This is a genomic window from Streptomyces sp. Q6, from assembly GCF_036967205.1.
Taxonomy (GTDB): Bacteria; Actinomycetota; Actinomycetes; order Streptomycetales; family Streptomycetaceae; genus Streptomyces; species Streptomyces citrinus.
Genome location: NZ_CP146022.1, coordinates 8,139,028 through 8,153,076 on the forward strand (window position 1 = coordinate 8,139,028; position 14,049 = coordinate 8,153,076).

The window sequence follows — 14,049 nt, forward strand, 5'->3', positions numbered from 1 at the left end:
CCGGGCGGGACGGGCCTGAGATGGCACATGCCGCACACGCGTGTGGAGGTCAGGCGAAGTTCACCAGGCGCAGATAGCGCGTCCAGTCCCAGTACGGGCCGGGGTCGGTGTGATCGGTGCCGGGAACCTCGACGTGGCCGAGGATGTGCTCGCGGTCCATGGGGATGCCGTAGCGCGCGCAGATCGACGCGGTCAGCGCCGCCGACTGCTCGTACATCGCGTTGGTGAAGTACTGCGGCTGGTCGATCCACCCCTCGTGCTCGATGCCGATGCTGCGCGTGTTGTAGTCCCAATTGCCCGCGTGCCAGGCGATGTTCTTCTCCCGCACCATCTGTGCGACGTGCCCGTCGGCGGAACGGACCACGTAGTGCGCGGAGACCTTCTTCGCCGGGTTCTGGAAGATCGCGAGCGTGTTGGCGTACGTCTCCTGCGTGACATGGATGATCACGTAGTCGATCGGATACGACGACGGGCGGCTGGACACCGTGTAGTTGGAGGTGCTGGCGGGGACGGACTCGGCGGGCGGGTAGTCGACCGCGAGGGCCTGCGCGTCGGCGCGGCCCGCGGGCAGCAGCACGCCCGGCAGCGCGACCGCCGCCCCGGCTTGAAGGAGGCGGCGGCGGCTCGGGCGGCCAGGGAGGTGTCTTGCTCGGTCCATGACGATCCTGCCTTTCGGCTGGCTGGCTCGTAAGGTGCGGACGGTGGGGGGAACCGGTTCCGGGGTCGTGCCTGAAGTACGGTACGGGGCCCGCAGGTTGAGGCGGAAGAGGGCGCGGGCGCGCCTGTGGATATCTCGCAGAATGTGCACAACCGCACGTCAGAGGTCCGAACCACTGGCACCGGGGCCCTCCGGGCGGGGCGGGACCAGGGGGGCGTCGGGTCGCGCCGGCGGAGGGATCTGGGGGGCGTCGGGTCGCACGCGCGGGGCGGTGGGAGTGGCTCAGGCGGCACCCGCGGGGCCGCGGGATGGCTCGGGTCGTGCCCATGGGGCGGCGGGAGTGGCTCAGGCCGCACCCACGGGGAGGCGGGAGTGGCTCGGGTCGCGCCCATGGACCCCGGCGTTCCTCAGACCGCGCCCATCGGATCGTCGAGCACCCCGCGCACCACCGAGTGCGCCGCGCCGAGCAGCGGGCCCTGGGACGCGAGCCGCGAGACGACTACGCCGTCGGCCGGTGTCGCCGTGCGGCGCGTCAACTCCCTCTCCAGGGCGGGCAGAAGCCACGGCGCGAGGCGGGACAGCGCACCGCCGAGCACCACCGCGCGCGGGTCGAGCAGATTCACCGCGCCGGTCAGGGCGATGCCGAGCGCGGCGCCCGCGCCGCGCAGCGCACGCCGCGTGGCGGTGTCGCCCGCGGCGGCCCGCTCGGCGAGCAGCGACACCCGGTCGGGGCCCGGCTCGACACCCGCCGCACGCAGCACCGCCTCCTCGCCCGCGTACTGCTCCAGGCAGCCGCGCCCGCCGCACGGGCATCCGGGGCCCTCGGGCCGCACCGGTACATGCCCCAGTTCGCCCGCGAACCCCCGTGTTCCGCGCAGCAGTTGACCGTCGACGACCAGTGCGGCGCCGATGCCGATCTCGGCCGACACGTGCAGGAAGTCCGCGGGGCAGTCCTCGGCGAGCCACAGCTCGGCGAGCGCGCCGAAGTTCGCCTCGTTGTCGACGGCCAGCGGCACCTCGTGAGGCAGCAGCGCGGCGACGTCCGTGTCGTGCCAGTTCAGGTTCGGAGCCCGTACGACGGTGTGGGTGTCCCGCGCGACGAGTCCGGGGACGGCGACCGCGAGGCCCGCCGGGCGCAGCCTCTCCGCCTCGGCCCGCGCGCTCACCTCCCGTACCAGCACGGCGAGTTCACGCAGTACCGGCCCCGGCGCGCGCCCTCGATTGCTCACCCGGCGCTCGGCCCGTGCCCGTACGGTGCCGCGCAGGTCCACGGCGCACACCGCGAGATGGTCGACGCCCACCTCGGCGCCGAGCCCCGCAGGGCCGCTGCCGCTGACCGCGAGCGCCGAACCCGGACGCCCGACGCCGCCCGGCCGCTGCGGGCCCAGCTCCTCCAGGAGCCCGGCCCGGATCAGCTCGTCGACCAGTGTGGAGACGGCCGCCCGGGTCAGCCCGATGTGCTGCGCCACCGCGGCCCGCGACAGCGGACCCCGGCGGCGACCGCGTGCATCACACGGGACAGGTTGCGCCGGCGCATGCCGTGCTGGGTGTCGGGCGTGCCCTCCCGGGGCCGGTGCACTGGTGCGGTCATGCGGACATGGTCCCAGGGCGTTCCGGGCGGGGTGATCGCGGGGCGCCCCGGCCGCTGGCCGCCGTCACTCCCGCTCCAGCAGCGGCCCGGCCTCCGAGAGGACCGCCGAGATCCGCTCCAGCGTCGCCTCGTCCCGCTCCACCGGGTCGAGCACGGGGCCGCGGGCGGTGTCCCAGCGCCGGGCGACGGCCGCCGGGTCCTCGCCGGTGAGCAGGGCCGCGGCCTGGGCGGCGGCGCCGAGGGCGACGAGTTCGCGGGCCTCGGGAACCTGCACGGGACGGCCCGACAGGCGCCGCACCGTCCGCTGCCACGCGGTGCCGCGCGCTCCGCCGCCGATGAGCAGCAGCGGAGCGGCCGGGTCGGCGTCGGCGGCGTCGTTCTCCAGGACCCGGTCGAGCGCGCCGAGCAGCGCGTGCACCGCACCGTCGTACGCGGCCTGGAGCAGCTGACCGCCCGTCGTGTCGTGCCGCAGCCCGGTCAGCAGCCCGGAGGCGTGGGGAGGTCGGGGGTGCGCTCGCCGTCGAGGTACGGCAGGATCGTCGCCGCGCCGCCCGCCTCCACGGCCTCCCGGTCCAGGCCGAGCAGGGCCGCGATCCGGTCGACGGCGAGGGTGCAGTTCAGCGTGCAGGCCAGCGGCAGCCAGTCGCCGCGCGCGTCCGCGAACCCGGCGACGGTGCCGCTCGGGTCCGTGGGCCGGCGCCGCGATACCGCGTACACGGTTCCCGAGGTGCCGAGGCTCAGTACGGGTGTGCCGGGCCGCAGGCCGAGACCGAGTGCGGCGGCGGCGTTGTCGCCGGTACCGGCGGCCACCAACGTGCCCTTGGCGAAGGGGAGTTCACCGTCCCCGGCGTGCACCGTGCCCGCGACCTCGCCGGGCCCGACGACCCGGGGGAGCAGCGCGGGGTCGAGGCCGACCCGGCCGAGCACGTCCTCGTCGTACGCCTCCGTCGCCGACGCCCACCACCCCGTACCGGACGCGTCGCCCCGGTCCGTAGTGCCGAGACCCGTCATGCGCCCGATGAGATAGTCGTGCGGCAGCCGCACCGCGGCCGTCGCGGCCACCGCATCCGGCTCGTGCTCGGCGAGCCAGGCCCACTTCGACACGGTGAACGAGGCGCCCGGCACACTGCCGAACCGCTCCGCCCACGCCTTCCCGCCGCCCAGCTCGTCCACCAGGCGGCGGGCCTGCGGTGCGGAGCGCACGTCGTTCCACAGCAGCGCCGGACGCACCGGGCGCCCCTGCGCGTCCAGGGTGACCAGGCCGTGCTGCTGCCCGCCCACCGACACCGCGGAGGCGCGCCGCGCCGCGTCACCGCAGGCGGCGAGCGCCGCGCGCAGCGCCCGGTACCACTCCTCCGGATCGCTCTCGCGGCCCGCGCCGGAGGTCACCGTGTGCGGCGCCTGGCCGCTCGCCACGACGGAACCCGTCGCGACGTCGACGACCAGGGCCTTCGTGGACTGCGTGGAACTGTCGATCCCGACGACGAGGGGCCCATCGGCACCATCGGCAGCTGACATGCGGCTCTCCTGAGTACGAGTGAGTACGGGTGGAACGAGTACGAATACGGGCGCGCGGCGGACCGCGCGTCCGTAGGTCCGGGGGTGGCTCTTCCCAGCGGCGTGCTCGCATACTAATTTGTAAAGTGCCATGACGAAATAGGCGGGCGCACGATGCCCCTGTGTGCCCGGCGACGGCGAGGGAGCCGCGATATGAACTTTCAGCCCACCCCCGAAGACAAGTTCAGTTTCGGCCTGTGGACGGTCGGCTGGCAGGGCCGCGACCCGTTCGGTGACGCGACGCGCCCGGCGCTCGACCCGGTCGAGACCGTCCAGCGCCTGTCCGAGCTCGGTGCGTACGGTGTCTCGTTCCACGACGACGACCTGATCCCGTTCGGCTCCTCCGACACGGAGCGCGAGTCCCACATCAAGCGCTTCCGGCAGGCTCTCGACGCCACGGGCATGAAGGTGCCCGCGGCCACCACGAACCTGTTCACGCACCCGGTCTTCAAGGACGGCGCCTTCACCGCCAACGACCGTGACATCCGTCGCTACGCCCTCCGCAAGGTCATCCGCAACATCGACCTCGCCGTCGAGCTGGGCGCGCAGACCTACGTCGCCTGGGGCGGCCGCGAGGGCGCCGAATCGGGCGGCGCGAAGGACGTGCGCGACGCCCTCGACCGCATGAAGGAGGCCTTCGACCTGCTCGGCGAGTACATCACCGAACAGGGCTACGACCTGCGCTTCGCCATCGAGCCCAAGCCGAACGAGCCGCGCGGCGACATCCTCCTTCCCACCGTCGGCCACGCGCTCGCGTTCATCGAGCGCCTGGAGCGCCCCGAGCTGTTCGGCGTCAACCCCGAGGTGGGCCACGAGCAGATGGCGGGCCTGAACTTCCCGCACGGCATCGCCCAGGCCCTGTGGGCCGGCAAGCTCTACCACATCGACCTGAACGGCCAGAACGGCATCAAGTACGACCAGGACCTGCGCTTCGGCGTCGGTGACACGCGCGCCGCGTTCTGGCTCGTGGACCTGCTGGAGTCGGCCGGCTACAGCGGCCCGAAGGTCTTCGACTTCAAGCCGCCGCGGACCGAGGACTTCGACGGCGTGTGGGAGTCGGCCGCCGGCTGCATGCGCAACTACCTGATCCTCAAGGACCGCGCGGCCGCGTTCCGCGCCGACCCCGAGGTCCAGGAGGCGCTGCGCGCGTCGCGGCTCGACCAGCTCGCTCAGCCGACGGCGGCCGAGGGGCTGGCCGAACTCCTCGCGGACAAGGGGGCGTTCGAGGAGTTCGACGTGACCGCCGCCGCGGAGCGCGGGATGGCGTTCGAGCGCCTCGACCAGCTGGCGATGGACCACCTGCTGGGCGCCCGCGGCTGACGCTCACGCCGGGTCGGCGCCGCGCTCCGGGAGGGCTGCGCGGCGTTCCGGAGCGGCGGTGGGGTGGTTCGGCGTTCCGGTGGGGCGTTCCGCCCTGAGCGGTTCGGCGTCCGAGTGGGCGGTTCGGCGCCAACTTCCGTCCGGGGGTCGCGCGTGGGGCCCCGGGGCGGCGACCCTGGGGGCATGGCCGTTCCCCGCCCCCGTCGCAGCCGCCTCCGCCGCCGAGTGACCTGCCGCCCCCGGGCGGCGGGTACGGCCCGCCGCCCGACGGGTCCTTCGGGGCGCCGCCGCCCGACGGGCCGCGGGGCCCCGGCAAGCGCCCGTACCTGCTGATCGCGGTGCTCGTCGCCCTCGTGGTGATCGTCGGCGCCGTGCTCCTCGTGATGACCCGCTCCTCGGACGACGACGACAAGCCGTCGCCCGGCAAGAGCAGCCGGCGGGGCACGCCCTCCCCGTCCCTGAGCATCCCGAGCGAGATCCCCAGCGAACTCCCGTCGAAGATCCCGAGCGAGCTGCCCAGCTCGCTGCCCAGTTCCCTGCCCAGCGAGATCCCCAGCGGACTGCTGCCGAGCGACGTGGAGAGCCTGCTCCCCTGATTCCCGGGGAGACCGGCGATGGGCGCGGAGCCCGGCCTCGGGCGCCGGGGGAGGATCTCCCGAGCACCGCGCGGGCGCTAGATGTATTGATCACGAGCGTTGTTGACACTGGCGGGTCTTGATCATGGCGAAGACCTCCGGTGTGGTGGAGCTGTCTAGGACTGCACCACACGGAGGTCTTCGTGTCCCACCGTAATGCCCGGCTGACCGTGCACGGCAGGCGCCTGCTGGTCGAACGTGTCGCGTCCGGCCGTCCCGTCGCCCATGTCGCCGCCGAGATGGGCATCTCGCGGGCGACCGCCCATAAATGGCTCCGGCGGTGGCGAGCCGAGGGCGGGGCGGGCCTGGCCGACCGCTCCAGCAGGCCTTTGACGACACCGCATCGGACCCCGGCGAGTATCGAGGCCGACGTCTGCCGGCTGCGGACCGACCGCAAGCTCGGGCCGGCCCGGATCGGCCCGATCCTGGGACTGCCCGCCTCGACCGTGCACCGCGTTCTGACCCGCCACCGGCTGAACCGGCTGTCCTGGATCGACCGGCCGACCGGCACCGTGATCCGCCGTTACGAACGCGACCGGCCCGGCGAACTGATCCACATCGACGTGAAGAAACTCGGCCGGATTCCCGACGGCGGCGGCCACAAGGCCCTGGGCCGCCAGGCCGGCCGCGTCACCCGCAACAACATGGGTTACGACTACATCCACTCCGCCGTCGACGACCACTCCCGCCTCGCCTACAGCGAGATCCACCCGGACGAGAAGGCCGCGACCTGCGCGGCCTTCCTCACCCGCGCGGCCGCGTTCTTCGCCGAGATGGGCATCACCCGCATCGAACGCGTGCTGACGGACAACGCCTGGGCCTACCGCAAGGGCCTGGCCTGGAAGAACGTCCTGGCCGAACTCGGCGCGAGTGGCAAGCTCACCCGCGCCTACCGGCCCCAGACCAACAGCAAGGTCGAACGCTTCAACCGCACCCTGCTCGAGGAATGGGCCTACCTGCGGCTCTACACCTCAAACGACGAACGCACCGCGGCCCTGGCAGACTTCCTGCACACCTACAACCACCACCGCAGCCACACCGCACTCGGCGGCCAGCCACCCATCACCCGCGTCAACAACCCTGCGGGTCAATACAGCTAGAGCGCGCCCTTCGGCAGCTTCACGTACGTCACCTTCGTCTTGATGCCGCTGTCCACGAGGCGTCCGTCCGCGTCGAACGCGCCCGTTCCGTCGGTCATCCCGAAGTCGTTGTCGTTGATCAGCGCGAGCGTGCCGTGGCCGGTGACGGCGACGCCCTCGATCTTGTCCGGCACCCCGTCGAGCGCGTCGAGGTCCACCACGAGCCGCTTCGCGAGGACCGGCACACCCGAGGCGGCCGGGTCGTCGAGCTGTTCCAGCGACGGGGACGTGGTGTCGTCGTCCCACCGTTCGCCGAGGATGTTCGCGCCGCGCGTGAGCCGCACCTCCTGGAGGCGGGCCGCCTTGTCGGTGCGCTCCTCGACGAGGAGGCGGTCGCGGCCGATCGCGACGACCGACGAGATCTTCAGCTCGGAGGTGTCGTCCTCGCCCGGGTCGACGACGCCCACCGGATCGAAGCGGTACGCGTACTCGGCCGTCACCGCCTGCTTCTTCGGCGAGAACCGCAGCAGCCGCGCGGTCCGCGACGCCTCTCCGGCCGCGCCGTCCGGCAGGGAGAGCGGGCTCTGCACGGCCAGCACCAGGTCACCGCCCGGCAGCTGGGCGAGGCCCTCGAAGCCGCGGTTGACCTTGCGGTGCAGCAGGACCGACGGGAGCGACTCGACGACCGGGTAGCCGGCACCCTTCAGCGCCAGCCCCTTCGGCACGTGCCGCGCGAGCACCGTGCCCCGCGCGGAGACGTGCACGAGCGAAGGACCGTACTCGTCGACCAGCCAGAACGATCCGTCGGCCGCCCGCACGATGCCCTCGGTGTCGAGACCGTTCGGGTCGTAGCCGAGAGGGGTCGACGCGTCGTACGAGTACGGCTTCTCGTCCCGGCCCTCCTGGTTCGGCAGACCGGTGACGGGCTTGCCGGACCGCGTCGTCAGCGGGAGGGACCGAAGGACCTTCACCTGGCCGCCGGTGACGCGGATCTTCACGATCGCCGGGTCGAAGCCGGGCACGGGGAAGGTGCGCCGCTTGGTCCCGTCGACCTTGATCTGGCCGTTCGGGCCGCGGTCGGTCACCGTCCAGTACTCGCCCGCGCGGCCCGCCGGGTAGATGTCGGAGCCGATGCCGCCGAGGTCGACCCCGCGGTCGTCGGCCACCGTGCCGGGCAGCAGGGCGTTGCTGAACTCGCCGAGCGGCAGGTCGCCGAGGGTCGCGCTCCCGGTGACCGCGGCCGTGCCGGATCCGGCCGGGGCGGCGCCCGTCGCGGTCCCGGCCACGGCGATCGCCGCCAGCACGGCGAGCGGCACCCCCGCGGCGACGGAACGGCGGACGACGCGGCGCGTGCCGGGAACGTACGGGGACATGGAGCCTCCTGAGGCGCGTGAACAACGAACTGCGCACACGGTCGACCCCGACGCCGAACACCCGGTGACGGCCGGGTGAATACGGGTGAACGCACGGACGGCGCCCTCCTCGCGCCCGGGAAAGCGGTGCCGAGCGAAGGGATCGTCTCGATCGGAAGTGATCGATACGATGAGTGACTCAGGGGCGAGGGACGGGCCGCAGGCCCGGGAACAGGGGAGGGCCGGATCATGCGGCTGCACGTCGACCGGCGTCATGCGCGGGTGCTCGAACTGCTGCGGGAGCGCGGCACGTCGCGCGTCGCCGACCTGGCACGCGAACTCGGCGTCTCGCCGGTCACCCTGCGCCGCGACGTCGAGACCCTCGCCGCTCAGGGCCGGCTCCGGCGACTGCACGGCTCCGTGGTCTGGCCGAGGGAGAGCGCCGCGGACGAGCAGGCCGCGGCGCCCGGTGCCGGAACCGTCGTCGGGATGGTCGTGCCGACCACCGAGTACTACTACGCCGAGGTCGTGCGCGGGGCCCGGGACGCCGTGGAGGCGTGCGGGGCGCGGCTCGTCGTCGGGCTCTCGCGCTATCTCCCGGGCGAGGACGCGGCGCAGGTCGGGCGGCTGCTCGACGCGGGGGCGGACGGGCTGCTCCTGACGCCGAGCTGGGAGCGCGGAGAGCCCGCGCCGGGGAGGGGCGGTGGATCACCGAACTGCCCGTGCCGACGGTGCTCGTGGAGCGGTCGGCGCCGCACGGCCACCCGGTCGCCGCGCTCGACCGGGTCCGCTCCGACCACGCCCACGGCGCCGCCACGGCCGTCGGCCATCTCGCTGCCCTCGGCCACCGCGGGGTGGCCCTAGCGGCGCAGGAGTCACCCACCAGCGGCCGGTTGCGGCTCGGGTACGAGGCGGCCGTGTCCGCGCTCGGGCTGACCCCGGCGCCCGGCCTGGTGCAGGAGCCCGCCGCCACCGAGGCCGAGCGGTTCGAGCGGACCTTCGCGTATCTGCGCGAGGTCGTCGAGGAGCACGGGGTGAGCGCCGCGATCCTGCACAGCGACGCCGACGCCATCGTCCTGGTGCCCCGCCTTCGGGCGTGCGGCGTGCGCGTCCCCGACGACCTGGCCGTCATCACGTACGACGACGAGATCGCCGACCTCGCCGACCTGCCGCTGACGGCCGTGGCCCCGGCCAAGCGCACCGTGGGCCGGCGCGCCGCCGAACTCCTCCTGTCCCGGATCACCGAGCCCACGGGGCCGGGACAACACCTGGACGTCCTGCCCGAGTTGAGGGTGCGCGCCTCGTGCGGCGCGGCCGTCACGCGAGACGCACGGTCGCCTTCTGCGTGACACCGCCGGTCGCGCTCAGATCGCCGAACGTCAGGCGCAGTTCCCGGCCCACCTCGACGCCCGTCACCGTGCCCGGCTTCGTGACGACGCCCTTGACCGGTCGCCGCCAGGTCAGCGTGGCCGCCTTCACCGTCCGGTTCGGGTCGGCCACGCACACCGTCGCCGTCCCGTCCCGCCGTTCCCTGATCTGCACGATCAACGGCGCGTCCACCGTCACCTTGCCGACCGCGCCCGGCTCCCAGAACGTCACGCCGGTGAAGCCGAGCGACGGCACCCGAACCCCTTGCGCGGTCGCGGAGTTGGCGGTGACCTCCAGCCAGTCGGCGTCCAAGGCTCGCTCCCGGGTGCGCAGTTCACTCGCTCCGGGCAGCAGCGCGTACGCGTACGAGGCGTTCGTCGGGTCCGTGCCGTGATCGGCGAGCAGGGTCACGTACCGGCGCGTCACGGGATCCGTCGCACCGCCGCCGTTGATGCTCTTCCACGTCCCCGTACGCTCCTCACGCAGCGCCGTGACCGCCGCGCCGCCGGGGAAGACGTAACCGCCGTGACCGGCCACGTGCGCCCAACGGGCCTGCTGGAAAGTCGAGTTCCACGGGTGGCCGGTCGGCTGCGGTACCCCGTCGACGGTGAGGCGGGCCGTGCCGGATGATCCCAGGTTGCGGTTGTCGACGACGCTCTCCACACCGGCGCCGTCCGTGCTCGTGATGCCCGCGCCCAGGCACACCACCGCGTCGTCCAGGAAGAACCACGACTTCTTCGCGCGCAGCGTCGAGGACAGCCCGCGCGTGTCCTGGGCCGCCGACGCGTAGGTGCCGTCCGTCGCGCCACCGACCCATGTCGTGGCCGGACGGGCCGCACCCCACGTCCCGCCCTCGGCGTCAGCGAGCGTCTTGCGCGAGACGGTCGTGCCGGGCAGCCGGTACGGGTCCACGGTCGGCCAGTAGCCGTCGCTGTACTGCCCGCCGCCCGCACTGTCGCCCGCGGCCCACCAATAGAGCATCCCCGAACCGGTGTGCCAGCCGCGGACGTTCTCGCCGTTGCCGTTCTCGTAGAACGTGATGGCCTTCGAGGACATCGACAGCGACGCCGTGAACCGGCTCGTGCGGTGCGCGGACCGCGCCATCGACGGGAACACACGGGACTCGGCAGGCTCGGCCGCCGGCTTCACCCCGGAATCGGCGAGCAGGGCCGCGACCCGGGACAGGGCGGCGACACCGAGCGTGCGGCCCGTCGTCACGTCGCTGTAGCGGTCCCGTGTGTACCAGCCCTTGGCGATCCCTCGCCAGCGCGCGTTCTCCTGCGCGCTCGCGCCCTGCCCGAGGAGCAGGATCGACGCGATGATGCCGTGCCCGCGCGTGTGGTCGTCCTGCTGGATCCTCAACGGGTCGGTGGCGACCAGGCCGCGGCTGATGGCGCGCCCCGAGACGTTGTCGACCATCAGTCCGTCGTGCAGGAACGGCGCGTAGGCGCTCTCCACCGAGTCCAGGAAGATCTGCCGCCGGGTGTCGGTGATCGCCCACGTGGACCCGCCGAGCAGCGCGAACAACTTGCTCAGACCGTCGATGAGGACGGCGCCGTACGAGCCGGTGTAGGGCACGTACGTGTGCTGGATGAGCGAGCCGTCCGCGTAGAGGCCGTCGCCCGACGTGACGTACGGGAAGACCGGCGAGATCGCGTCACGGGCGAGGGCGACCTTCGCCGCGGTGCCGTCGAGGATGCCGCGCAGTGCGAGGACCCGGCACAGGTCGATCCGGTTGGCGCCGGTGCTCGTGCCGGTGTACGCCGACACGAGCGAGTCCGGTACGAAGTGGTCGATCGCCTCGACCGCCGCCGTCAGCTGCTCGGCGCTGAGGTGCTCGTACATGAGCACGCAGATGTCGAGCAGCCGCTGCGGGGCGCCTATCTGGAAGTTGTACCAATTGCCGTACTGGGCCCGTGACGTGTTGTAGACCTGGGTGCTCAGGTGGTCCACGGCCGTCAGGATCGCCGCTTTGAGGGAGGCGTCCGCGGTGAGGCCCGTGCCCGGCTGGCAGTAGGCCTCCGCCATCGTCCGCAGGCGCTCGTAGCTCGTCTGGATCTTCTCCGAGTAGCCGTACGACTCCGTGTCCGTGTCGGGCTCAGGATCCCCGAACACGGCGTCGGGCCACAGGGATCCGGTCGCCGGGGCCATGGCGTCCTGCCATGCCTTCGCCTGCGTACCGAGCGTGGCGAGCTTCGACCTGAACGGCTCGGCGGTCGGGCTGAAGCCCTCGCCGAGATACAACGCCCTCCACTTCGCGCGCAGTTGGGCGAACTCGTCGTCGGCGGCCTCGGCCGCGCTCGCGGCGGCGGCCGGGGCCGGACGGGGCGCGCCGACGGCGAGCGCGGTACCGGCGGCCGCGCTCGTGGCCAGGAAGGAGCGACGGGACCAGGGGGACGACTTCATGAGGAGCTCCGGGAGGCTGGAGGGTCCGCTGGGAGTAAGCGGTTTCTAGCACCCGTTGCTCCAAACGCTCAAGAGAATCGTCCGAATTGATCGTTTCGATCGTTCAGGCGGATGTGTCCTGAGGGTCGACGGAGGCGCGTACGGGGAACGCGAGCCGTCGGGACAGATAGGCGAACACCGGGCCCAGCGCGTTCATGGCGACCACGCACACCCAGGCCGCCCACGGGTTGCCCGCGTCGTAGCCGAACCCCCCGAAGAACGTCGCGAAATAGCTCGCGAAACCGAAGAACATGCCGGGAATCAGGGAGAAGAGATGCAGGCGGCCGGTGTACATGAGTGTGGTGTTCACGACGAGGATGCACAGCGCCCCGAACGCGTTCCTGGCGAACTGCCCCTCGCCGAAGGCCGTCCCGGCGTGCGTCTCCAGGAGCACGATGATCAGCGCGTACGTGGACCCCATGGGCATCGCGAGCCACAACCGCCGTGCGTTGCCCAGGCTCGGACCGCCGAGCAGGAACGTACCCGCCCAGGAGATGAAGATCGCCCACGGAGGCAGATGCAGCGCGGTGCCGCCGATGAACGCGGTGGTCGCCGCGAGGACCGACGCGACGATCTCGTGCGGTATCCGCTCACGCACCGGGGGCGCCTCGGTCGTGGGCGTGTGCGGGGGTGTGGTGGTCTCGGTCATGTCAGGCCTTCCCGTCCGTGACGAGCGTGTCGTCGAGCTCTGCTGTGCACTGCGAACGGGCCACCACACGGCCCGACTTGATGACTGCGGTGCGTGCCGGACGTTCGAGCAGCACGGAGTCGTGGTCCTGGGTGTCGAGCACCACGAGGTCGGCGACGGCGCCCACGCGTACCCCGTAGTCCGCTTCGGGGATCCCGATCACCCGCGTCGCGTCGTACGTCACCATGCGCAGCACCCGGCGCAGATCGGCCGGACCCGACAGATGCGCGAGCCGCGCCAGCAGCAGAGCCGTCTCCAGGACGTCGCCGGTGCCGTACGGGGTGAACGCGTTGCGGATGTTGTTGGTCGCGCAGGCCGTGAGCACGCCCGCGTCCCACAGGTCACGGACCGGCGCGAGACCGCGGCGCACGGCCGTCTCGTCGCCGCGCCCGCCGAGGAACAGGTCCGTCGCCGGCAGCGGCACCACCGCCACCCCGCCGCGGCCAACTCGGCCAGAACGGCGCGCCGTTCGGCCACCGGGCGCCCGCCCAGCGACGTGGCGTGGCCCAGCGTGACCCGGCCCGACAGGTCGCGCGCGGCCGTGGCCCGCGCGATGAACTCCGCGAGCGTGAACCGCTCGTCGGCGCCGTCGTCCGCGAAGTCGGCGTGCAGATCGGCGGGCACGTCGTACTCCGCGGCCAGGTCGAGGACGAGTTCCACCTGGCGCCGGCAGTCGGCCACCGACGCCTCGCTGTACGTACAGCCGCCGACGGCGTCCGCACCGGCCTCCAGGGACGCCCGCAGCAGCTTCTCCGTGCCGGGCGCCTTGAACACGCCCTCCTGCGGGAACGCGACCACCTGGACCGTCACCAACCGCGCCCAGCGCTCGCGCAGTTCGAGCATCACCTCCATCCCGATGAGTCCGGCGACGGGGTCGACGTCCGGGTGGGCGCGGACCGTCGTGGTGCCGTGCAGCACGCACATGCGCAGGACGCGCTCGGCGCGGGCGCGGACATCGGCGTGCGTGAAGCCGGCCTTGAGCTCCTCGGTGATCCGGATCGCGTCGGCGAGCGTGCCGGACGGATGGGGGCGGACGCCGTCGAGCAGCGCCTTGTCCGGGTGCAGGTGGGCCTCGATCAGACCGGGGATCACCACCCGGCTCGCGCAGTCGAGCACCTCGGCGCCGTCCGGTGGTTCGAGCGCCGGGCCGATCGCCTCGATGCGGCCGTCCCGTACGCGGATGTCGGCCGGTTCCGGCGCGTCCTCCACGCGGGCGTGGCGCAGCAGTAGTGCGGTCACGAGGGTTCTCCTTGCCTGTTCGTGACGGAAACGGTGCGTGCGTACGGCTCGTGCGGGTGCGGGTGCGGGTGCGGGTGCGGGTGCGGGTGCCGGTGCCGGTGCCGGTGCCGGTGCCGG

The 14,049-nt window shown here is 72.8% G+C and carries 8 protein-coding genes and 4 pseudogenes; 4 read left to right on the forward strand and 8 right to left on the reverse strand.

Going from position 1 to position 14,049, the window contains the following annotated elements; genetic code table 11:
• Positions 1–49: 49 nt before the first annotated feature.
• From V2W30_RS37345 to xylB, 3 genes and pseudogenes are all read right to left on the reverse strand, one after another.
• The gene (locus V2W30_RS37345) at positions 50–658 is read right to left on the reverse strand and encodes a peptidoglycan recognition family protein (RefSeq protein ID WP_338703036.1); all 609 of its coding nucleotides are present in this window, start codon (positions 656–658) and stop codon (positions 50–52) included.
• Positions 659–1,065: 407 nt separating this feature from the next.
• A pseudogene (locus tag V2W30_RS37350) lies at positions 1,066–2,249 on the reverse strand (ROK family transcriptional regulator).
• A gap of 64 nt (positions 2,250–2,313) precedes the next feature.
• A pseudogene (gene xylB, locus V2W30_RS37355) lies at positions 2,314–3,767 on the reverse strand (xylulokinase).
• Positions 3,768–3,959: 192 nt separating this feature from the next.
• On the opposite strand from xylB, the gene xylA reads away from it, so the two are divergent.
• The 3 genes from xylA (at position 3,960) to V2W30_RS37370 (ending at position 6,861) form a co-directional block, all read left to right on the forward strand.
• On the forward strand, positions 3,960–5,126 hold the full coding sequence (gene xylA, locus V2W30_RS37360; RefSeq protein WP_338703037.1) for a xylose isomerase: 1,167 nt from the start codon (positions 3,960–3,962) through the stop codon (positions 5,124–5,126).
• 338 nt (positions 5,127–5,464) lie between these two features.
• Positions 5,465–5,722 carry a hypothetical protein gene (locus tag V2W30_RS37365; RefSeq protein WP_338703038.1) on the forward strand — a complete coding sequence of 86 codons (258 nt, stop codon included), beginning with the start codon at positions 5,465–5,467 and terminating at the stop codon, positions 5,720–5,722.
• 182 nt (positions 5,723–5,904) lie between these two features.
• Positions 5,905–6,861 carry an IS481 family transposase gene (locus V2W30_RS37370; RefSeq protein ID WP_338703039.1) on the forward strand — a complete coding sequence of 319 codons (957 nt, stop codon included), beginning with the start codon at positions 5,905–5,907 and terminating at the stop codon, positions 6,859–6,861.
• Here the strand turns inward: V2W30_RS37370 and V2W30_RS37375 are convergent.
• A complete protein-coding gene (locus V2W30_RS37375) occupies positions 6,858–8,213 on the reverse strand; it encodes an esterase-like activity of phytase family protein (RefSeq protein WP_338703040.1) in 1,356 nt (451 codons plus the stop codon). The genes V2W30_RS37370 and V2W30_RS37375 overlap by 4 nt on opposite strands.
• 228 nt (positions 8,214–8,441) lie before the next feature.
• Between V2W30_RS37375 and V2W30_RS37380 the strand changes: the two are divergent.
• Positions 8,442–9,541: pseudogene (locus V2W30_RS37380) on the forward strand (substrate-binding domain-containing protein).
• Here V2W30_RS37380 and V2W30_RS37385 read toward each other — a convergent pair.
• From V2W30_RS37385 to V2W30_RS37400, 4 genes and pseudogenes are all read right to left on the reverse strand, one after another.
• The gene (locus tag V2W30_RS37385; RefSeq protein WP_338703041.1) at positions 9,510–11,966 is read right to left on the reverse strand and encodes a polysaccharide lyase 8 family protein; all 2,457 of its coding nucleotides are present in this window, start codon (positions 11,964–11,966) and stop codon (positions 9,510–9,512) included. The pseudogene V2W30_RS37380 and the gene V2W30_RS37385 overlap by 32 nt on opposite strands.
• Positions 11,967–12,069: 103 nt before the next feature.
• The gene (locus V2W30_RS37390) at positions 12,070–12,654 is read right to left on the reverse strand and encodes a DUF1097 domain-containing protein (RefSeq protein ID WP_338703042.1); all 585 of its coding nucleotides are present in this window, start codon (positions 12,652–12,654) and stop codon (positions 12,070–12,072) included.
• 1 nt (position 12,655) lies between these two features.
• Complete coding sequence (locus V2W30_RS37395) at positions 12,656–13,126, reverse strand: amidohydrolase family protein (protein WP_338703043.1); 471 nt, start codon at positions 13,124–13,126, stop codon at positions 12,656–12,658.
• A gap of 167 nt (positions 13,127–13,293) precedes the next feature.
• Positions 13,294–13,932, reverse strand: a pseudogene (locus tag V2W30_RS37400) (amidohydrolase family protein); the annotation flags it as partial.
• Positions 13,933–14,049: the final 117 nt, after the last annotated feature.

Coding starts and splice junctions, on each gene's coding strand:
- V2W30_RS37345 (WP_338703036.1), bottom strand. CDS start 658: ATGGACCGAGCAAGACACCTCCCTGGCCGCCCGAGCCGCCGCCGCCTC.
- xylA (WP_338703037.1), top strand. CDS start 3,960: ATGAACTTTCAGCCCACCCCCGAAGACAAGTTCAGTTTCGGCCTGTGG.
- V2W30_RS37375 (WP_338703040.1), bottom strand. CDS start 8,213: ATGTCCCCGTACGTTCCCGGCACGCGCCGCGTCGTCCGCCGTTCCGTC.
- V2W30_RS37385 (WP_338703041.1), bottom strand. CDS start 11,966: ATGAAGTCGTCCCCCTGGTCCCGTCGCTCCTTCCTGGCCACGAGCGCG.
- V2W30_RS37390 (WP_338703042.1), bottom strand. CDS start 12,654: ATGACCGAGACCACCACACCCCCGCACACGCCCACGACCGAGGCGCCC.